The organism is Halomonas sp. IOP_14 (genome assembly GCF_021021315.1).
Classification (GTDB): Bacteria; Pseudomonadota; Gammaproteobacteria; order Pseudomonadales; family Halomonadaceae; genus Vreelandella; species Vreelandella titanicae.
The window spans coordinates 20,756-41,850 of sequence record NZ_JAINWD010000042.1; the positions used below are offsets into that span (position 1 = coordinate 20,756).

20 protein-coding genes are annotated in these 21,095 nt (G+C 53.1%); 3 read left to right on the plus strand and 17 right to left on the minus strand.

Going from position 1 to position 21,095, the window contains the following annotated elements; translation table 11 throughout:
• Positions 1-45: 45 nt before the first annotated feature.
• From osmF to K7H09_RS20345, 3 genes are all read right to left on the minus strand, one after another.
• Entirely contained in the window at positions 46-972 is a 927-nt protein-coding gene (gene osmF / locus K7H09_RS20335) for a glycine betaine ABC transporter substrate-binding protein OsmF (RefSeq protein ID WP_009287804.1), read from the minus strand.
• A 115-nt stretch (positions 973-1,087) separates the two neighbouring features.
• Complete coding sequence (cysS, locus tag K7H09_RS20340) at positions 1,088-2,482, minus strand: cysteine--tRNA ligase (RefSeq protein ID WP_022523312.1); 1,395 nt, start codon at positions 2,480-2,482, stop codon at positions 1,088-1,090.
• A 19-nt stretch (positions 2,483-2,501) separates the two neighbouring features.
• Positions 2,502-4,181 (minus strand): glutamine--tRNA ligase/YqeY domain fusion protein, encoded by a 1,680-nt coding sequence (locus K7H09_RS20345; RefSeq protein WP_230805767.1) that lies wholly within the window; start codon positions 4,179-4,181, stop codon positions 2,502-2,504.
• 155 nt (positions 4,182-4,336) lie between these two features.
• Between K7H09_RS20345 and K7H09_RS20350 the strand changes: the two genes are divergently transcribed.
• Positions 4,337-4,837: a peptidylprolyl isomerase gene (locus K7H09_RS20350; protein WP_022523310.1), complete on the plus strand. Its 501-nt coding sequence runs from the start codon at positions 4,337-4,339 to the stop codon at positions 4,835-4,837.
• Between the two features lie 13 nt (positions 4,838-4,850).
• Positions 4,851-5,624: a UDP-2,3-diacylglucosamine diphosphatase gene (locus K7H09_RS20355; protein WP_230805769.1), complete on the plus strand. Its 774-nt coding sequence runs from the start codon at positions 4,851-4,853 to the stop codon at positions 5,622-5,624.
• A gap of 82 nt (positions 5,625-5,706) precedes the next feature.
• Here the strand turns inward: K7H09_RS20355 and K7H09_RS20360 are convergent, their stop codons facing one another.
• The 8 genes from K7H09_RS20360 to K7H09_RS20395 all read right to left on the minus strand — a co-directional run bounded on the left by K7H09_RS20360 (position 5,707) and on the right by K7H09_RS20395 (position 15,322).
• Complete coding sequence (locus tag K7H09_RS20360; protein ID WP_230805771.1) at positions 5,707-7,527, minus strand: SurA N-terminal domain-containing protein; 1,821 nt, start codon at positions 7,525-7,527, stop codon at positions 5,707-5,709.
• 126 nt (positions 7,528-7,653) lie between these two features.
• A complete protein-coding gene (locus K7H09_RS20365) occupies positions 7,654-7,926 on the minus strand; it encodes an HU family DNA-binding protein (RefSeq protein WP_007114333.1) in 273 nt (90 codons plus the stop codon).
• A 194-nt stretch (positions 7,927-8,120) separates the two neighbouring features.
• Positions 8,121-10,532, minus strand: a complete 2,412-nt coding sequence (gene lon / locus K7H09_RS20370; protein ID WP_027959583.1) for an endopeptidase La — start codon at positions 10,530-10,532, stop codon at positions 8,121-8,123.
• Between the two features lie 289 nt (positions 10,533-10,821).
• Positions 10,822-12,102: an ATP-dependent Clp protease ATP-binding subunit ClpX gene (gene clpX / locus K7H09_RS20375; protein WP_022523306.1), complete on the minus strand. Its 1,281-nt coding sequence runs from the start codon at positions 12,100-12,102 to the stop codon at positions 10,822-10,824.
• A gap of 74 nt (positions 12,103-12,176) precedes the next feature.
• On the minus strand, positions 12,177-12,794 hold the full coding sequence (clpP, locus tag K7H09_RS20380) for an ATP-dependent Clp endopeptidase proteolytic subunit ClpP (protein WP_009287800.1): 618 nt from the start codon (positions 12,792-12,794) through the stop codon (positions 12,177-12,179).
• Between the two features lie 69 nt (positions 12,795-12,863).
• Complete coding sequence (gene tig, locus K7H09_RS20385; protein ID WP_022523305.1) at positions 12,864-14,216, minus strand: trigger factor; 1,353 nt, start codon at positions 14,214-14,216, stop codon at positions 12,864-12,866.
• 260 nt (positions 14,217-14,476) lie between these two features.
• Positions 14,477-14,854, minus strand: coding sequence for a hypothetical protein (locus K7H09_RS20390; protein WP_022523304.1), 378 nt, complete (start codon positions 14,852-14,854; stop codon positions 14,477-14,479).
• A gap of 3 nt (positions 14,855-14,857) precedes the next feature.
• A complete protein-coding gene (locus K7H09_RS20395) occupies positions 14,858-15,322 on the minus strand; it encodes a flavodoxin (protein ID WP_022523303.1) in 465 nt (154 codons plus the stop codon).
• 142 nt (positions 15,323-15,464) lie between these two features.
• On the opposite strand from K7H09_RS20395, the gene K7H09_RS20400 reads away from it, so the two are divergent.
• Entirely contained in the window at positions 15,465-15,677 is a 213-nt protein-coding gene (locus tag K7H09_RS20400) for a DUF2788 domain-containing protein (RefSeq protein WP_022523302.1), read from the plus strand.
• A 169-nt stretch (positions 15,678-15,846) separates the two neighbouring features.
• On the opposite strand, the gene K7H09_RS20405 is transcribed toward K7H09_RS20400, so the two are convergent.
• The 6 genes from K7H09_RS20405 to infC all read right to left on the minus strand — a co-directional run bounded on the left by K7H09_RS20405 (position 15,847) and on the right by infC (position 21,048).
• Positions 15,847-16,146, minus strand: coding sequence for an integration host factor subunit alpha (locus K7H09_RS20405; RefSeq protein ID WP_022523301.1), 300 nt, complete (start codon positions 16,144-16,146; stop codon positions 15,847-15,849).
• 128 nt (positions 16,147-16,274) lie between these two features.
• Complete coding sequence (gene pheT, locus K7H09_RS20410; protein WP_039859814.1) at positions 16,275-18,656, minus strand: phenylalanine--tRNA ligase subunit beta; 2,382 nt, start codon at positions 18,654-18,656, stop codon at positions 16,275-16,277.
• Positions 18,657-18,682: 26 nt separating this feature from the next.
• The gene (gene pheS / locus K7H09_RS20415; RefSeq protein WP_230805773.1) at positions 18,683-19,702 is read right to left on the minus strand and encodes a phenylalanine--tRNA ligase subunit alpha; all 1,020 of its coding nucleotides are present in this window, start codon (positions 19,700-19,702) and stop codon (positions 18,683-18,685) included.
• Positions 19,703-19,861: 159 nt separating this feature from the next.
• Positions 19,862-20,215, minus strand: coding sequence for a 50S ribosomal protein L20 (rplT, locus tag K7H09_RS20420; protein WP_007114344.1), 354 nt, complete (start codon positions 20,213-20,215; stop codon positions 19,862-19,864).
• 64 nt (positions 20,216-20,279) lie between these two features.
• Positions 20,280-20,474, minus strand: a complete 195-nt coding sequence (gene rpmI / locus K7H09_RS20425; protein ID WP_027959586.1) for a 50S ribosomal protein L35 — start codon at positions 20,472-20,474, stop codon at positions 20,280-20,282.
• Between the two features lie 82 nt (positions 20,475-20,556).
• Positions 20,557-21,048, minus strand: a complete 492-nt coding sequence (infC, locus tag K7H09_RS20430) for a translation initiation factor IF-3 (protein WP_009287797.1) — start codon at positions 21,046-21,048, stop codon at positions 20,557-20,559.
• Between the last annotated feature and the right edge of the window lie 47 nt (positions 21,049-21,095).

Genomic DNA, 21,095 nt, shown 5'->3' on the forward strand with positions numbered 1-21,095 from the left:
TTAGTTATCCCGAGCGTTAGCATTAAATTATAAGATTACCAGGCATTAATTATTAAGCGAATCGAGGTAGTCGCTGGCCACTTGGGATGGAGACAACCCGTTAACGGCGACATCGGCATTGAGCGTTTGCAGAGTGACCAGATCAAGGCTAGTGAAAACCTCATTGAGCAGCGCTTCTATTTCTGGATAGGCTTCAAGTACGCTTTCACGAACCACGGGGGCAGGCTGATACACCGGTTGCACGCCCTTGGTATCTTCCAGCACGACCAGCCCCAGCGCACTTAAGCCACCGTCCGTACCATAGGTCATCGCGCCATTAACACCGCTGGTCTGTTGGGCGGCCGCACGCATGGTAGCAGCGGTATTACCACCAGAGAGCACCAACAGTTGATCATCACTCAACTCAAAACCGTAGGCTTCCTGAAATGCGGGCAGTGCTTGTGAAGACTCGACAAACTCAGCGCTTGCAGCAAATTTGAACTCGCCGCCGTCGGCCAAATAGGCGGCTAGATCTTCTAGACTCACCAGCTCATTTTCCTCGGCAACATCCTCGCGGACGCTCATTGCCCAAGTGTTATTAGCGCTGGCAGGCTGCAGCCATATCAAGCCTTGCTGCGCATCACGCTCGCGCACTGTTTCATAAGCCTGATCTGCATTATTCCATACTGAACTGTCGGTCATATCGAAAAAGAACGCGCCATTACCCGTGTATTCTGGATAAAGGTCAATCTCGCCCGCTTCAAGCGCAGTGCGGACAACGCTAGTGCCGCCCAGCTGTAAGCGGTTTTCGGTCGCAATGTCATTGCGCTCCAGGGTCTGAATAATCAGCTCGCCCAGAACAGAGCCTTCTGTATCGATTTTGGATGACACCACCACAGGCTCGTTAGCGCTGACTTGGGAGAATGCCGCGAGGGATACGGCACAAGCAGCGATTAAGGGCTTAGCAATGAAAGAATTGGCTGAAAAGCGCATCTTTGAATTCCTTTTGAAGTGGGCTTTAAACGACCGAGGCTCTTATAGTCATTATAAGAGCCATCAGCGTTTAAGTTAGCGCATAAGCCACCAACGAGAGATGAAGGTTTTTGGGTTAAGGTGCTTCTAATACCCAAGACGTGCCTTCTCGGGAGTCCTTGAGAATAATCCCTAAAGCGGCAAGCTCATCGCGGATCGCATCCGCTTGGGCGAAGTCTTTATTCGCCTTAGCCTCAATGCGCTGAGCAATTTTCGCTTCGATCTCGCTCTCGCTGAGCGGCATACCCTGCTGCTGCGTGCCTTTTAAGAACGTTTGTGGCTCTTGCTGAAGAAGCCCCAAAACTGACCCAAGCTGCTTTAACTCGCCCGCCAGCTTGGCAGCTTCATTAGGCTGTTCTTGCTTGGCGCGATTGACCTCGCGAGCCAGCTCAAACATCACCGCCAAAGCTTCGGGGGTATTGAAGTCATCGTCCATTACCTGAGTAAAGCGCTCACGGTAAGCTGAAGCGTCATCACTATTTGCCGCGCCTAGCTCAAGACCTTCCAGCGCGGTGTACAAGCGCGTTAGCGATTTACGCGCCTCGGTCAGTGAATCAACCGAGTAGTTGATCGGGCTACGGTAGTGACTCGCCACCAGCAGAAAACGCACCACTTCTGGGTCGTGCTCGGCCAGCACGTCGCGAATGGTGAAGAAGTTGCCCAGGGATTTGGACATCTTTTCCTGATTCACCCGCACAGCGCCTGCGTGCATCCAGGTATTGACGTAGGTTTTGCCAGTGGCCGCCTCGGATTGAGCGATCTCATTTTCATGGTGCGGAAAGGTTAAATCCGGCCCGCCGCCATGAATGTCGAAAGTGTCACCCAGGCAGCAGGTCGACATCGCCGAGCACTCGATGTGCCAGCCAGGCCGGCCGTTACCCCAGGGCGACGCCCAGTGCGCCTCCCCCGGTTTGGCTGCCTTCCAGAGCACGAAATCGAGCGGGTCTTCTTTATGAACATCCACATCAACCCGGCTGCCTGCACGCATATCGTCTAACTGGCGGTTATTGAGCTTGCCGTAATCAGCGAATTTGCGCACCCGATAGTAGACATCACCGTTATCGGCCGCGTAGGCAAAGCCTTTTTCAATCAGCGTTTCAATCATTGCCACGATATCGTCGATATGGCCGGTGGCGCGCGGCTCATGGCTGGGCGGCAATACAAATAGGCGCGCCTCATCTTCGTGCATGGCATCAATCATGCGCTCTGTCAGCGCAGTGATACTTTCGCCATTTTCGTCGGCGCGCTTGAGTATCTTGTCGTCGATATCGGTAATGTTGCGCACGTAGTTAACGTCATAGCCGCGTTCTCGAAGATAGCGGGTGATGACATCAAAGGCGACCATTACGCGAGCGTGCCCTAGGTGGCAGTAGTCATACACCGTCATGCCGCAGACATACATGCTCACTTTGCCCGCTTCCAGTGGGGTGAAAGGTTCTTTGCGGCGCGTCAGCGTATTGTAAATATGCATATGGCTATCCATGTTTGTTTTAGCCCTTCTGCTTGATTTTAGCCCAGCTATCTTTCAACCCCACGGTACGGTTAAACACCAAATGCTCTGGCGTAGAGTCGTGACGGTCAGCGCAGAAGTAGCCGACGCGCTCGAACTGGAAGCGTGACTCGGGCGTTGCGAAGGCTAAGCTTGGCTCTCCGATGGCTTGGCAAACGACCAGCGACTCCGGATTAAGATGCTCTAGAAAATCGACATCTTTATCGCGATCCGGCTGTTCAACGGTGAACAGATTGTCGTAAAGACGCACTTCCATCGGCACGCCGTGTGCAGCGCTAACCCAGTGAATAACACCTTTGACCTTACGTCCTTCGGGATTTTTACCCAGCGTATCGAAATCCACCGAACAGTGCAGTTCGCTGATCTCACCGGCGGCGTCTTTGATCACTTCGTCACAACGAATCACGTAGCTATTGCGCAGGCGTACTTCTTTACCTGGTGCCAAGCGGAAGAACTTTTTAGGCGCGTCTTCCATAAAGTCGTCTTGGTCGATATACAGCTCGCGGCTGAACGGCACCTGACGCACCGTCATATCTTCACGGGCGGGGTGACCAGGGACTTCGTACACCTCCTGGTGACCTTCCGGCACGTTGGTGAGCACGACTTTCAGCGGCTTTAACACACACATGGCGCGCGGGGCATTGTCTTCAAGATCCGAGCGAATGGCGTGGGTCAACATGGCGATATCCACCAAGCCACCGTCGGCACGAGTAACGCCAATCATCTCGCAGAATTTACGAATTGACGCTGGCGTATAGCCACGGCGACGCATGCCGGAGATCGTCGGCATACGTGGATCGTCCCAGCCATCGACAATTTTTTCGTCAACCAGCAGTTTCAGTTTGCGCTTGGAGGTCAGGGTGTAGTCGAGATTCAGCCGTGCAAACTCGATCTGGCGCGGTTTCGCGGGAACCGGCAGATTATTTAAAAACCACTCGTACAGCGGGCGGTGATCTTCGAATTCCAGGGTGCAGATCGAGTGGGTAATACCTTCAATAGCATCCGACTGACCATGGGTGAAGTCGTAAGAGGGATAGATTTTCCACTTGTCGCCAGTCTGGTGATGGCTGGCATGACGAATACGGTAAATAATCGGGTCGCGTAGATTGATATTGGGTGAGGCCATGTCAATCTTGGCGCGCACGACCTTTTCACTTTCGCCAAACTCACCTTCACGCATCCGCGCGAGTAGATCCAGATTCTCTTCGGCGCTGCGTTCGCGGTAAGGGCTAGGCTTACCCGGCGCTGTCAGGGTGCCGCGATACTCGCGGATTTCATCCGGCGACAGGTCGTCAACGTAGGCTTTGCCTTCTCGCATTAAGTGCTGCGCCCAGGCATAGAGCTGATCGAAGTAGTCAGACGCAAAACGCACCGGGCCTGCCCATTCAAAGCCTAGCCAGCTGACGTCCTCTTTGATCGCATCGATGTAAGCCTGCTCTTCTTTGGCAGGGTTGGTGTCGTCAAAACGTAGATGACACTCGCCACCCAGTTGCTCCGCCAACCCGAAATTTAGACAGATCGACTTCGCATGGCCGATATGCAGGAAGCCATTGGGCTCCGGGGGGAAGCGCGTCACGATTTTAGTGACCTGGCCGCCCTCGATTTCGTCGCGTACTTGGTTGCGAATGAAGTTCGGCGCTGGGGTGGTCTCGTTGGTCATGATGGTGTTGATAACCTCGTGGTGGATGGCGTGCTGCGCCGTGAGGACATAGGATACTCCTATGGACCTTCGCGGTGCAGGGCAAAACCGCTATTATAACGTGACGCCGATGCACAGCGCCAAGGCGAACGCCTTTATTGAACAGGAATTTATCTATGATCGTATTACAAACGAACCACGGTGACATCACCATCGCTCTTAACCACGAAAAAGCGCCAATTAGTGCGGCGAATTTTGAACAGTATGTGCGCGACGGGTTTTATGATGGCACCCTGTTCCATCGCGTCATTGACGGCTTCATGGTGCAAGGGGGTGGTTTCGATAAGGAGTTCAACCAAAAGCCGACCCGCGACCCTATCGACAACGAAGCCGACAACGGCTTGAAAAATACCGTTGGCACCCTGGCCATGGCACGCACCCAGGATCCCCACTCTGCCACTGCGCAGTTTTTTATCAATGTGGGCGATAATAGTTTTCTTGATCACAGCGGTAAAAGCCTTCAAGGCTGGGGCTATGCGGTATTTGGCGAAGTCGTTGACGGGATGGATGTGGTCAATGAGATTAAAAACGTAGCTACGTCTCGCCGCGGCATGCACGCCGACGTCCCCTCCGAAGATGTCATTATCGAGCGCGCGTACGTCAAAGACGCGGAATAACGCCGGGAGCCTTATGCGCACACTGCTTGTTGCCGACCTTCATCTAAGTAGCGATACCCCCGAGATCAATCAGGGGTTTTACCGCTACTTAGAGCACACTGCTCCAGGAGCCGACGCGCTTTATATTCTTGGGGATCTTTTCGATGCCTGGATTGGCGATGATCTACTGGACGCCAATACACATCCGCTTAGCGTTGTTGCACATGAAGTAATTCGCCATTTGCGCAGACTTAGCAGTGACGGTACTGCGGTGTACCTAATGCACGGCAACCGAGACTTTCTGCTGGGCGAACGCTTTATAAATGCGTGCCAGGCATTTCTGCTACCGGATATTGAGGAAGTGGAAATCCAAGGCATTCCCGTTTTACTGCTACACGGCGATAGTTTGTGTACTCAGGATGAAGCGTATATGGCTTTCCGCAAGCAGTCGCGCAATCCAGAGTGGCAGGCGCAGATGCTTGCACTACCTTTGGAACAACGTGTAGCACTTGCGCAAAGCTTGCGTACTCAATCTGGCGAAGCCAATGCTAATAAAGCTGAAGCGATTATGGATGTGACGCCACAAGAAGTCATTGCGCTGATGGAGCACCACGGCTTGACTACCATGATCCACGGTCACACCCACCGCCCCAGAGTACATGACTTGACGGTTGAAGACGTGCCTGCCAAGCGCTATGTACTAGGCGACTGGGATACCCAACACGGCTGGGATATTATCATTGAGCGCGCCGACCATACTGCGCCCCGACTGCGTCAGTTCTCTTTAACGGAATTACCTGATTCCTGACCGCAATTTACGGGTATAAAAAAGCCGATCATGTGATCGGCTTTTTTTGCTCTTGCTGTTTGTAACTTGGGCTTAAGCGACTCTAGCGCTCTATATCGGCATCGCTGCGCAGGTCATCAATCAATCCCTGCAATACCGATTGGGCACGCAACTGCTCGGCCATTTGCGCAACAAATGTCTCCATCTGCTCATCGACCTCACCTACACTGACGCTATCAAGCGCTACCACAGCCACTCCTTGCGGCAGTTCAACCGTGCGATAGACGCTCTCACCCTCTTCAGGGCGCGCCATGCGGAAGGCTTCCTGAACAATCAGCTGAGGCACAGTGCTATCGGCTTGGCGGCTTACGCTGTTGGCTTCTAGCCAATCAACATCTGCCGACTGACCGTCTCGCAAACTTGCAACCAGTGCCTGTGCCTCTTCACGCAGCGCCTCTTGCTGCTGTTCTGCGGCCACTGACATTTCAACGTCCTCGCGCACTTCATCAAGCGGCAGCAGAGTCGCATCACGCTGCTCAGCAACCCGCAGTACCAGGCGACGATCCTGATCCAGCTCAATCACTTCGCTGTTGTAGCCCTCTTCAAATACGTCGTTGCTAAAGGCCGCCGACATTACCCCAGGCTCAGACAGCACTCCGTCAGCCTCATCATCACGAGCAAGCCAATCGCTCTCCTGCAGCGTTAGACCGAGCTCATCGGCAACGCTCTGCAAGTCGTCGGCAGCGAAGCTCTCGTCGATCAGTTGTTGAACCCGCTGGTTAAACTCATCATCAATGTCACGTAGTGCCACTTCCCGCGCTAGCTCATCGCGCTGCTCTTCAAAAGTAGGGCCCTGAATATCCGTCACCTGGATAATGTGGAAAGCGTTATCCAACTCAACAGGCTGGGATACATCACCCTCTTCGAGACCAAAGGCCGCTTCATCAAAGGCGTCACCAAAGAAGCCACGGCTGATCACACCAAGATCACCGCCCTCTTCTGCACTGGCCGTGTCGTCAGAATAGCGCAAGGCGGTATCTGTAAACGAATCACCGCTGTCCAGTGCTTCCCGAGCGGTCTCGGCTAATTGCTGCGCTTCATCGCGGGTGCGCTCATTACCAAAGGTGATCATGATATGCGACACACGGCGGTCAGCATTGCGATTTTTCTCGCGCCAGGCGTCACGCAGGGCCTCTTCATCCACGTCACGACCCTCTGCCATGGCCTGGCGGTCAATCAGCACATACTCAAGACGCACCTGTTCCGGGCGTTCATAGCGCTCCTGGTGGGCATCGTAATATGCTTGGAGATCGTCATCGCTAACGCTGATATCAGCGTCCACATCGTCACCATCCAAAACTATATAGCGGAAACTACGCTGCTGGCGCTGTAATTCGGCCAGGCGCTCTTGCTCGTTCGGCAGGCTAAAATCACTGAAGGCTAAACCTTGCTGTAAATGCTGGCGCTGGATATCGACGCGCAACTCTTCACGAAAGGAGATCGGCGTATAGCCAGCACCGGCGAGACGATTTCGGAACACCTCTGCAGAGAAACGGCCATCCTGATCATGAAATTCCGGCAGGCTGACAATTAACTGATCCAACTGCTGTTCAGAAACGGCAAAACCACCCTCTTCTGCATACTGGGACAGCAGTTGCTGCGTGATAAGCTGGTCAAGTATATCGTTGCGCAAGGCACGCTCTTGCTCAGGCGGCACTTGTCCTGAACGCAGCGCGCGCTGAACCTCTAGCTCAACTTGCTGACGCATAATCGGCTGTCCGTTGACGCTCGCCACTTCGTCCGGATCGCTGCCAAAAAGCCCAAACAGTGACTCAATCCCGAAAAGTGCCATGGCCGCGACCATGACACCGATAATAATTTTGGCACCCCAGCTCCTGGAGCCATCTCGAATACTTTGCAGCATGCTAGCCTCAGATAGTCACAGCCAAACAGATCGGCCCGCTCAACCCAAATAAAAAGTGGGCCAGAAAATAACATGGGCGCATCGCCAATGCGATGCGCCCATTAGGTTACAGCAAACGCGGTCAAATTAGTTGACGGCGTCTTTCAGCGCTTTACCTGCTTTGAAGCTGGGTACTTTGGCGGCACTGATCTGGATTGGCTGACCCGTTTGTGGGTTACGGCCAGTACGAGCAGCACGCTCTTTGATCGCGAAGGTACCAAAACCTACCAGAGATACGCTTTCGCCTTTCTTAAGGCTATCGGTGACAGACTCCACCATGGCATCCAATGCGCGGGTTGCCGCTGCTTTCGGAATATCTGCAGACGCGGCAATGGCTTCAATCAGCTCGGACTTATTCACTCTTCACCCCTTGACTGTTTCAAAAAATGGCTCTGAACGGCATGGTCACCGATGGATACGACGATCAAAGCATAGCTGCGTTTTATAGCAATGCCTTGAAACATCTGTCAAGCAACCATGCCGCGAGATACCCGCTACCCAAAGCAGCGGGCACATATTAAGTAAAATTAAAGACCAGCGAGGACTTTAACAGCTTAATGGGTACTAGCAACAACGGTATTACTAAACGATGCTTCGGTACTTTTCAATGGCGCACCGTCTTCTACCTTATCAGCTAGCGCTACGGCTAAGACATCATCTATCCAACGTACCGGACGAATATCCAATGCACCTTTGATATTGTCAGGTACTTCCTTGAGATCACGGCGGTTTTCCTCAGGAATTAGCACTGTCTTTATACCACCGCGGCGGGCTGCCAGCAATTTCTCCTTCAATCCGCCTATCGGTAATACCTCACCGCGCAGATTGACTTCACCGGTCATTGCCACGTCGCAGCGTACCGCACGCTGGGTGTATGCGGAAACAATCGCCGTCACCATGGCAATACCTGCACTGGGCCCATCTTTAGGTGTTGCCCCTTCAGGAACGTGGATATGCAGGTCCTCTTTTTCGAACCGTTCGGGGTCAATGCCATACGCTTCTGCCCTAGCGCGCACTACCGTATGAGCGGCACTCACCGACTCTTTCATTACATCGCCAAGTGAACCGGTCTTGTTAATTCGCCCTTTACCCGGCGTCACGACAGACTCGATGTTGAGTAACTCGCCGCCCACCGATGTCCAGGCAAGGCCTGTCACTCGGCCGATCTGGTCGTCTTGCTCTGCCAAACCGTAACTATAGCGACGTACGCCCGCGTAGTGCTCAATTTGCTCAGCCGTTAAGCTCTGCCCTGTTTGGGCGGCTTGCGGGTCACGCTCTTTCTCAAGCCGCTCACGCAGTACCTTCCGCGACACTTTGGCAATCTGCCGCTCCAGCTCACGCACACCCGCTTCGCGGGTATAGTAGCGAATAAGCTCTAAAAGCGCGCTGTCTTCGAGCGTTAACTCATCGCCTTTTAAACCGTTCGCGGCTAGTTGCTTAGGCAATAAGTAGCGCTTAGCGATCGCCAGCTTCTCATCCTCGGTGTAACCCGGCAGACGAATAATCTCCATACGGTCAAGCAAGGCGCTAGGGATATTCATCGAGTTAGCGGTACAGATGAACAGCGTCTCGGAGAGATCGTAGTCAAGCTCCAGATAGTGATCGCTAAAGCTGTTGTTCTGCTCAGGATCAAGCACTTCGAGCAGCGCAGAGGCAGGGTCACCGCGATGATCCATGCCCAGTTTGTCGACCTCATCCAAAAGAAATAACGGGTTTTTAACCCCTGCTCTGCTCATCCGCTGCATCAACTTGCCTGGCAATGAACCAATATAGGTGCGCCGATGGCCGCGAATTTCCGACTCATCGCGTACCCCACCCAGGGCCAAACGCACATATTTGCGATTGGTGGCACGGGCAATGGACTGGCCAAGCGAGGTCTTGCCCACCCCGGGCGGCCCAACGAGACATAGCACTGGGCCTTTCATCTTGCGCACGCGCTTCTGTACGGCAAGATATTCCAGGATGCGCGCCTTAACCTCCTCCAGGCCGTAATGATCTTCATCGAGCACCTGCTGCGCTTTGACGAGATCATGCTTTACCCGGGTACGCTTTTTCCATGGAACAGCGACTAACCAATCCAGGTAGGAGCGCACTACGGTCGCTTCAGCGGAGTTTGAGGCCATCATTTTAAGCTTATTGAGCTCTTGAGTCGCTTTCTCGGACGCCTCTTTCGGCATACCGGACTCTTTAATCGCCAGCTCATACTTCTCAGCCTCGTTGGGCACATTATCCAGCTCACCCATCTCTTTCTGGATAGCTTTCATCTGCTCATTGAGGTAGTACTCGCGCTGAGTCTTCTCCATCTGCTCTTTGACCCGCGAGCGGATGCGCTTCTCTACTTGCAGTAGGTCGATTTCAGATTCGATCAGCGCCATCAGGTGCTCAATACGATCGCGCACCCGATCCATCTCAAGCAGCTCTTGCTTGTCGCCAATTTTAAGCGACAGGTGGGCACAAATGGTGTCCACCAAGCGGCTTGGATCTTCAATCCCCGACAGCGAATTAAGCACTTCGTTGGGGACTTTTTTGGAGAGTTTGACGTACTGCTCGAACTGATTGAGCAACACGCGTACCAGTGCTTCCTGCTCACGACTGGTCAGCGGTTCACTCTCTCGGGGCGTTAAATACGCCTGGGTGTAGCCTGCGGCATTCTCTTCGACATTGAGAACATCCGCTCGGAAATTCCCCTCAATGAGTACCTTGACCGTGCCATCAGGCAACTTAAGCAGTTGCATGATATCGGCCACGGTGCCCATAGCGTAAAGATCCGCATTGTCAGGCTCATCTTGAGACGCTTCACGCTGAGCCACCAGTAGCACACGTTTATCAGCCTCCATCGCCGCTTCGAGCGCCTGGATAGACTTTTCACGACCTACAAAAAGGGGGATGACCATTTGCGGATAAACAACCACATCGCGCAATGGCAAAAGGGGTAGACATTGTGTCTGTTCGGCGTTCTGCTGCATCGCAGACGTTCCTCGACAAATCGGATGAGTACTTAAAAGAGTACTTAGAAAAGTACTGCACACTTTTCAAAATGCTGGCGTTTAGACGTTAGCATTGAATAGGCTAGGCAGTAACACTTCACGAATTAGGCTTTATAACTCTCTCGCTAGATAACCAGGCTTCACAACACGCTTTATAAGGGCTCTCTACAGCAGAGCCCTAGAACATCTACAACAACAAGGGGTCGCCTTGGCGACCCCTTGATTTAGCGCAAGCGGTTGAAGCTGGGCCGCGATACTCGACTAGCCACTAACCATCAGTGCCGTCGACACGTGCATCTTCCTGCTGAGAGTAGATCAACAGAGGTTCGCTTTCTCCGGCTATCACAGATCCGTCGATGACGACCTTGCTAACACCTTCAAGCGAAGGAATTTCGTACATGGTATCCAACAGTACCGACTCTAGAATAGAGCGCAGTCCGCGAGCACCTGTCTTACGCTCCATGGCTTTTTCAGCCACTGCACGTAACGCTTCATCTCTGAACTCTAGCGTTACATCTTCCATTTCAAACAGCTTGGCGTACTGCTTAACTAGCGAATTCTTCGGTTCTGTAAGAATCTGCACCAGGGCGTCTTCAGTGAGCTCCATCAGTGTTGCGATGATGGGCAAACGACCCACAAACTCTGGAATCAAGCCAAATTTAACCAGATCATCAGGCTCTACGTCGGCCAGCAGTTCACCCACCCCACGGGAAGACTCTTTGCTTTTCACCGCCGCATTGAAGCCGATGCCGCCTTTCTCAGCACGGTCACGGATAACTTTATCCAGCCCTGCAAAAGCACCGCCTACGATAAACAGAATGTTGCCCGTATTGACTTGGACAAACTCCTGCTGGGGGTGTTTGCGTCCGCCTTGAGGCGGCACGGAAGCCGTCGTACCTTCAATAAGCTTCAGCAGTGCTTGCTGAACGCCTTCACCCGAGACATCACGGGTAATAGAAGGGTTATCCGACTTGCGTGAAATCTTGTCGATTTCATCGATGTAAACAATGCCACGCTCGGCTTTCTCGACGTCGTAGTCGCACTTCTGCAACAGCTTCTGGATGATGTTTTCGACATCTTCACCGACATAGCCGGCTTCCGTCAGCGTGGTTGCATCCGCAATGGTAAAAGGTACATTCAGTAACCGTGCCATGGTTTCCGCAAGCAGCGTTTTACCGCTACCGGTGGGGCCAATCAGCAGAATGTTTGATTTACCTAGCTCTACATCGCCGTCGCGTACATCTGTTTTCAAACGCTTGTAGTGGTTATATACCGCTACGGAAAGCACCATCTTGGCGCGATCCTGTCCGATAACGTAGTCATCAAGCGTATGACGTATTTCGCGTGGCGTAGGTAAACGCTCCTCATCGCTCTCGGCATCGGCTTCGAGAACTTCCTCGCGAATGATGTCATTACACAAGTCGACACACTCATCGCAGATATAGACGGATGGGCCCGCAATCAGCTTACGTACTTCGTTTTGGTTTTTGCCGCAAAACGAGCAGTAGAGCAGTTTGCCACCTTCGTCTTTGCCTTTGCCGTCGGCCATTCGCATACCTCTATCACTGCGGCGGCTTTCGCCGCCGGAAAAGCTCGTTAGAAAAGCAGAATCCTATCACGCTATCAGGATGTAGGCCGCTTATCCAGCACTGCATCAATCAGGCCATACTCTTTGGCTTGATTGGCGCTCATGAAATTATCCCGATCAGTATCACGTGAGACAGCTTCAATTTCCTGCCCCGTGTGGTGGGCAAGAATTTGGTTCAGTTTCTCGCGAATACCCAGAATCTCACGGGTATGAATTTCAATGTCAGACGCTTGGCCTTGGTAACCACCCAGCGGCTGGTGAATCATGACGCGTGAGTTGGGAAGGCAATAACGCTTGCCAGCAGCACCCGCTGTCAATAACAGCGCACCCATGCTGGCCGCCTGACCAATACACACCGTAGAGACATCTGGTTTCACAAACTGCATAGTGTCATAAATCGACATACCCGCAGTGACCGATCCACCTGGCGAGTTAATATACAGGTGAATATCTTTATCGGGGTTTTCCGATTCCAGGAACAGCAGTTGGGCAACAACCAAATTAGCCATGTAGTCTTCTACAGGGCCTACCAAAAAGATCACACGCTCTTTTAACAGGCGTGAGTAAATGTCGTAGGCTCTTTCCCCTTTGGCGCTCTGCTCAACCACCATGGGCACTAAACCGCCGGCGTTTTGAATATCAAACTCACTCATTCAGGTGATTCCTTGCGTCCGGGAAGGGAAAGGCGCACCGACATATTAGGTGCGCCGCGTTCCAGGGTGTTAGGCGCTCGCTTGCTCGCCCTCTTCAGCACCCTCATCTTGCTCTGCCTGCTGTTGCGCAGCGGCAAGGGCTTGCTGATAAGACATTTCAACGTCTTTAATGTTCGTTTGTTCGAGCAGCTTAGCTACCGCTTTCTCTTCGAGAATGGCAGATTTTACTTGGGTTTTCATCTGCTCGTTACCCATGTAGTAGCTAACCACCTCATCAGGATCTTGGTACTGCTCAGCAAGCTCGGTCACTTTTGCTTTGATAGCATCATCGTCAGCATCGAGTTCGTTAGCTTTGATTACTTCAGCCAGCAACAAGCCGACCTGAACGCGGCCTTTGGCCTGCTCTTCAAAGAGTTCGTTGGGCAACTGGCTGACATCAAAATCTTCGCCTAGACCAAACTGCTGCGCCGCTTGGCGCTTCATGCCGTCAGTCTCTTGCTGAACGAGCGCGCTAGGCACAGGAATTTCGTTAACCTTTTTCAGCGCATCGAGCACTTGCTGCTTAACCCGGTTATCAACGGCTTGCGACGCTTCACGGGTCATGTTCTTCTTGATTTCAGCGCGGAATTTTTCCTGATCGCCGCCTTCAACGCCAAAACGCTCGATAAACTCAGCGTCTACTTCGGGCAACTTCTGGCTGCTGACCTTATGTACGGTTACCTTGAAGGTGGCTTCTTTACCGGCTAAATGCTCGGCCTGGTAATCCTCAGGGAAGGTGACGTTAAGGGTCTTCTCTTCGCCCGCTTTGGCGCCAATTAACTGCTCTTCAAAACCAGGAATAAAGCTATTGGAACCAATGACCAGCGTGTGGCCTTCGGCGCTACCGCCTTCAAACGGCTCATCACCAATATAACCCTGGAAGTCAATAGTGACCTGATCGCCGTCAGCTGCAGCAGCGTCCACTTCTTCCCAGGCTGCATTTTGCTTACGCAGCGTATCGATCATCTCATCGACATCCGCATCACTCACCGAAACCACCGGACGCTCAATCTCTGTACCTTCGATAGAGTTAAGCTCAACCTGCGGGTAGATCTCCATAACCGCAACGAACTCTAGGTCTTTACCAGACTCATTGACCGATGGCTCAATTTGCGGGAAGCCAGCAGGGTTCAACCCTTCTTCGGTAATAGCGCGCACATAACGCTCACGCATTACTTCGCTGACAACCTCGTTACGTACGTCTTGGCCGTAGCGCTGCTGGACTACTGCCATTGGCACCCGGCCCTGGCGAAAACCATTCAAGCGAACGTTCTTCGCAGTGTCTTTCAAGCGAGCGCTAACGGCCCCGTCAATTTCGGCCGCCGGCACTTGAATGGTAATGCGGCGTTCGATCTGGGAGGTCGTCTCGACAGAAACTTGCATGAATTGTCCTCTAACGGCTGGGCGTTGTGTTGATTGCATATAATAAGTTCAAGGGGGCAATTTTAAGAACCCCAACGCATAGTGGCAAGCGCCATGCTCGCAACATGGGGGCAGTGATTTTAAAAACAAGGGAATAAGCGAGCAATTAACCACTTTAAGGCGTGTTTAGCTTCATTATTCGCCCCACGTTGCGTAATTTTTACCATTCTACTGCTTTGTGCGTCTTGCAGCGACTTTTTCAATCACTACCGCAAAAAAAGCTAACCTGCATGACGCTCACCCGACCACCATAAGCTCAGCGCATGAAGAAGCACCCCAAGCGTAGCACCATGAGAAATGAACACCTGCCAACTGATCCAGTCCGTAAACAGCGCATGCCAGCCACCCATCACCACCATTCCCAGCAGCAGCATAACGACTAACCGTTTACATAGTTGTGGCAGACGACGACGCGCCTCCACGGCCAGTAAGCGCCACTGAACAATAGCCGCAAAAGCCACCAGCGCTAAGGCGAAGATAATCAGCGTCTGGCGGGTTTCATGCCCTCCCGCCATGTAGCGCGGCAAAGTTGCCAGCATAACGACACATAAGCCCAGCGCAACGCTGATGCGCTCAGGCGAGGTGGGGGCTCGCTGCATCGCTCAAGCCACCTCTAATTGCTGGGCAACGATCCACTCTTCCACCCAGGGCACAGCAGCATCGTCGGCCATAAAGGTCTCCATGGCATCGATCTCTAGGCGCTCCCCTAAACGCGTCGCGCCATGATCCGCCAGCAGCTCATCAAGCGCGCGGCCCGCGCCACAAAATGTATCACCATACGAGCTATCACCGAGTGCAATGAGTCCGTAGCGAAGTGTGGTAAGCGCGGGACTTTGGTCACGCAACTGCCGGACAAAGGGCACAAAACTGCCGGGAAAATCACCACTACCAGTGGTCGATACACAAAAAAGCGCCAAATCGGCGTCACCGCTGACAATATCATCAACAGATGGCTGTTCAATAATCTCCACAGCGTAACCGGCCTGTTCAAATAGGGGTTTCACCTGCTCTGCCACATCAAGGGCACCGCCATACATGGTACCCACCAAAATATTTAGCTTCGGCATCGTCACTCCCCTGTCAAAGTGTCACAGTGCCAACCGTCAAGTCGACAAATACCTGATGAATTTGCTCAAATATTAACATGGCTGGTTAGAATGAGACACATCGCCCAAACGGGTGACCCACACGCAGCGCACAGGAGTGGCTATGCAGCAAACCTTCGAGGCTTGGATCACCCCGCTAATGATTAGCGGCCTGATCATATTTATGTGTTTTATTATCTGGGATTTGGCCAAAAAATCGAACGCAGGCAAATTTGGTACCATCATGCTGTTTGTGGTGCTCGGCGCAGGCATGCTGGGTTACGTCATTAAGGTGGTGATTACCTGGCTAATCGAAGGTGGCGGCATGCAGGGGTAACAAAAGCCATCACTCCACAGGCGCGCTTATCACTATACTCATCACAACAACGCCCATCATAAAAGAGAAAAGGAGCGCCCGAAGGCACTCCTTTTTTATGAGGGGGAGTCTTGCATGACACGAGAGCAGCTACTTACCTGTGAGTAACAGCATTTCTCAAACCAAAAGACTATTCACCGCCTTCATAGTGTTCAACCTGCTGCTTAAGCTTTTGCCCTGGGCGAAACGTCACGACTCTTCGAGCAGAAATGGGAATTTCTTCACCGGTTTTGGGGTTACGCCCTGGTCGCTCGCGCTTATCTCGCAGATCAAAGTTACCAAAACCCGATAGTTTTACCTGTTCGTTCTCACGAAGGCAGGCTCTAATCTCTTCAAAAAAAGCTTCGACCATAGCCTTCGCTTCTCGTTTGGACAGGGCTAGCTCTGCATGCAAATGTTCGGCTAGCTCTGCTTTGGTCAACGCACCCATAAGGCTTCTCCTTATCCTTGAAGCAAACACAGCAACAAACGCTCTGTACCAAACGTACAGTAGCAAACGCATTGCCAAGAACGTGATAAGCATCGTGGCGTAGCCCAGGCACTCACATAGCTACTTAATTAGCCGCGCAGCTCAGCATCTAACTTGACACGCACTTGTGTCACAATTGAATCAACCAACTGATTGATTTCCTCGTCGTTTAGCGTGCGCGATGGATGCTGCCAGGTCAAGCCCAAAGCAATACTCTTGTGCTCTTCGGCCACACCTTTACCTGAATAGACGTCAAATAGCTTGATATCTTGCAGATACTCACCTGCTTGCTGCTTGGCGCAATCCAACAGCGCCTGCACAGGAGTCGCCTCTTTGAGTATAAACGCCAAATCACGGCGCACCTCAGGAAAGCGTGATAACGGTTCAAAGGCAGGAATACGGCCTTGGCTAAGCGCATCCAGACGCACTTCGAAGAGCACCGCATCCATCTTCAAGCCAAGCGTTGCGCGCACCTGAGGGTGCAGGGTACCGATCCAACCCGCAGGCTCTCCACGATGCAGCAGCTGCGCACACTGCCCCGGATGAAGGGCCGGGTGCTCTGCAGGCTCAAAGCGCCATGCGTCAGCGTCACCGCCCAAGGCCAGGACACTCTCCAAATCGCCCTTTAGATCGTAGAAATCCACCCGCCCTTTCGCATCACTCCAGCCCTCTGCTTCCCGCGCACCACAGACCAGGGCACCAAGCATCGGGACTTGTGACAACTCATCCAGTTCGCCGTTGAAAACCAGCCCGGTTTCAAACAGCCGCACGCGGGTTTGCTGACGGTTAAGATTATACTCCATGGCGCGCACCAAGCCGGGAAACAAACTAGCACGCATCACCGACAAATCAGCCGAGATAGGGTTAGCTAGCGCGGGGCTTACAGCATCGGGCAGCATGGTCGCTTGCAGCTCAGGAGCCACAAAGCTGTAGGTAATCGCCTCTTGGAAGCCGCGGGCAACCATCTGGCGGCGCAGCCGTGCCTGGGTAAGCGTTGCCTCGTCTGCTGAACGGAGCGCCAAGCGTGCCGCCGGCCGGCGCACCGGCAAATTATTGTAGCCATGGATACGCGCTACTTCTTCGATGAGATCCTCTTCGATGGCCAGATCAAAACGCCAACTCGGCGCAGTGACTGCCCAGCCGGCATCCTGCACGCTGACTTCAAGCCCTAGGCGTTGCAAGATATCAGTTACATCATCACTATCGAGAGCCTTGGAAAGCGCTTTTTCTAACCGTTCACTGCGCAAGAAAATAGCGCGCTCAGCAGGCATACGCTCAGCACTTTGCGCTTCAACAAGAGGCCCTGCTTGGCCGCCGCAGATATCAATCAAAAGCTGTGTGGCGCGCTCAACGGCAACTGGTGTCAATTGCGGATCGACGCCGCGCTCAAAACGGTGCGATGCATCTGTGTGTAGCCCGTAGGAGCGCGCCTGCCCCGCAATGGCAAGCGGAGTGAAGAACGCTGATTCAAGGAAAATAGTCTGGGTATTTTCATTAACGCCGGAGTTTTCCCCACCCATCACACCTGCCATGGCTAGCGGGCCTGAGCTGTCGGCAATGATCAACGTTTCGGGGCGCAGCGCCATATCACTACCATCAAGCAGTGTTAGCCGTTCGCCCGGCTTGGCCATGCGAACCACTATGCCCTCTTGCAGGTTGTGGCGGTCAAAGGCGTGCATCGGCTGGCCCAATTCCAGCATGACGTAGTTGGTAATATCCACCACTGGGTCAATCGAGCGCACGCCACTGCGGCGAAGACGTTCTACCATCCACAGCGGTGTTTCAGCCTTAACATTAACGCCCTTGATTACGCGACCAATATAGCGCGGGCACTGCTCTGGTGCCTCTACGCTCACCGCGAAGCTATCCTCAACCTCCGCGGCCACCGGTGCGATTACGGGCCCGTTAACCGGCAAACGGTTAAGCACGCCGACCTCTCGCGCCATCCCCTTAATACTCAGGCAGTCTCCCCGGTTGGGCGTCAGATCGACCTCAATCGTCATGTCATTAAGATGCATGAACTCTCTGAAATCGCCCCCCACCGGCGCAGATGACGACAGCACCAGGATGCCGGGCGAGGTCTCTTCTTCAAGCCCCAGCTCCGATGCAGAACAAATCATCCCGCGCGATTCAACGCCGCGTAGCTTGGCTTTTTTGATTTTAAAATCACCTGGCAGCACGCCACCCACCTGGGCAAAGGGGATCTTCTGACCAACATCAACATTGGGTGCACCGCAGACAACCTGCACAGGCTCGCCACTACCGTCATCAACGGTGCACACATTGAGCTTATCCGCGTCAGGGTGCTTCTCTTTACTCAGCACCTCAGCCACCACTACACCGCTGAATGCGGCGGCTACCGGCTCAATAGCGTCGACTTCCAAGCCCGCCATGGTGATTTGGTCGGCCATTGCCTGCGTTTCAAGCTGCGGCGAAACCCACTCACGCAGCCACTGTTCTGAAAATTTCATCGTTGATCCTGTATTCGGCGGCGGTCTTAAGCGAATTGACGTAAAAAACGCAGATCGTTTTCAAAGAACAGGCGTAAATCATTCACGCCGTAGCGCAGCATTGCCAAACGCTCAGCCCCCATTCCGAAGGCAAAACCGGTATAGCGCTCGGTATCAATACCCGAGTGACGAAAGACTTCAGGATGCACCATGCCGCATCCCATCACTTCCAGCCAGCCGCTGTGGGAACAGACACGACAACCTGATCCACTACACATCACACACTGAATATCCACTTCGGCGGAGGGCTCAGTGAATGGAAAGTAGGATGGACGGAAACGCACCGAAAGGTCGTCGCGCTCAAAAAATGCCTGCAGAAAGTCTTCGATCGTTCCTTTAAGGTCGGCAAAGCTAACCCCCTCATCGACCAGCAAGCCCTCCACTTGGTGGAACATGGGGGTGTGAGTCAAATCTGAATCGCTGCGATAGACCCGCCCCGGGCAAACGATACGGATAGGTGGCTCACTACTTTTCATAGTACGCACTTGCACCGGCGAGGTGTGAGTACGCAGCAAGCGCGTGGCGTCAAAATAGAAGGTATCAGCCATACCGCGAGCGGGATGGTGCGCGGGAATGTTGAGGGCTTCGAAGTTGTGATAATCGTCTTCAATTTCAGGCCCTACCGCCACGTCATAACCAATACGTGTGAACAGCCCCTCTATGCGCTCAAGCGTACGCGTGACGGGATGCAACCCACCGCTGGCCTGACCACGCCCTGGCAATGTGACATCGATACTTTCAGCGGCCAAACGGGCATTCAGCGCCTCACTTTCAAGCTGTTCGCGCTTAGCATCAATTTCGTCGGCCAGCGTTTGCTTGGCTTGATTAATACGCTCGCCTGCTGCCGGGCGGTCTTCGGCTGACAGCTTCCCCAGGCCCTTCAGCAAGGCAGTTACCTCACCTTTCTTACCTAAGTAGCGTACTCGTAACTCGTCTAGTGCGGCGACACTCTGCGCAGCCTGAATGGCGTCGCGAGCCTCAGATACCAGAGTAGGAAGGTGATCCATCCGTTTCACTCCGAATTAAGCGGTGTCCATCCGTGAAGATGGCGTGGCACGTTGAAGGTGACAAAAAAACAGGGGAAGAGCGGCTGCTCTTCCCCTGGATGGGTCACTCTGAAATGACCTCAGGCACGTAACACGGGCACAAGCCCTGTGCATATTACCTTATTGGGCAGCCTTGGCTTTTTCCACGATGGCAGCAAATGCAGCCTTCTCGTGTACTGCCAAATCGGCCAATACTTTACGGTCGATTTCGATACCGGCTTTCTTAAGACCGCCAACAAAGCGGCTGTAAGACATACCGTTAACACGCGCACCAGCGTTAATACGCTGGATCCATAGCGCGCGGAACTGGCGCTTACGATTGCGACGGTCACGGTAAGCGTACTGGCCAGCTTTGATTACAGCTTGCTTGGCAACACGGAAAACGCGTGAACGGGCACCGTAGTAACCTTTGGCAAGCTTCAATACTTTTTTATGGCGACGACGCGCTACTACGCCACGTTTAACTCGAGTCATAACACACTCCTGACTTTAAGGCTGAGGCAAAAAAATTGTGCACTCAGAAAAACGAAAACCCGACTTATAGATTCGGCAGCATACGCTGGATGAGCGCTTTATCAGACGCGTGGATCTGCTTCATTCCACGCAATTGACGCTTACGCTTGGTCGATTTCTTGGTCAAGATGTGGCTACGGTGAGACTGCTTGTGCTTAAAGCCATTAGCAGTCTTCTTGAAGCGCTTGGCAGCGCCGCTGTTGCTTTTGATTTTCGGCATGAGGAAAACTCCGCTCGATATTTTTTAGAAAACCCAGGGCCGACCACCGGTTTAACGGTGGCCCGTTGACATCGCCGTTGGATCACTTCTTTTTCGGGGCAATAATCATGATCATCTGGCGGCCTTCCATTTTAGGAAAGGCCTCTACCACTCCGATCTCTTCCAGGTCTGCCGCGATCCTTTCCATCAGCTTACGGCCGATATCCTGGTGCGCCATTTCACGACCACGGAAGCGCAGTGTGACTTTGCCCTTGTCACCACCTTCCAAAAAGCGCGTCAGGTTTTTAAGCTTGACCTGATAATCGCCTTCATCGGTGCCAGGACGGAATTTGACTTCCTTAACCTGGATTTGCTTCTGCTTCTTCTTTTGAGCCGCTTTCTGCTTCTTGGTCTCAAAAACGAATTTGCCGTAATCCATAATCTTACAGACGATGGGATCGGCATTCGAAATTTGCACGAGATCTAAGCTTTCAGATTCAGCACGCTCTAGCGCTTCGGTGGTGGGCACAACGCCCAACTGCTCACCGTCGCTACCAATAAGGCGTACTTCTTCTTCGACAATTCGCTCGTTCATTGGTGGGCGTTTGTCTGCTGGACGCCCGCGCTGGTTGCTTCTCTTGA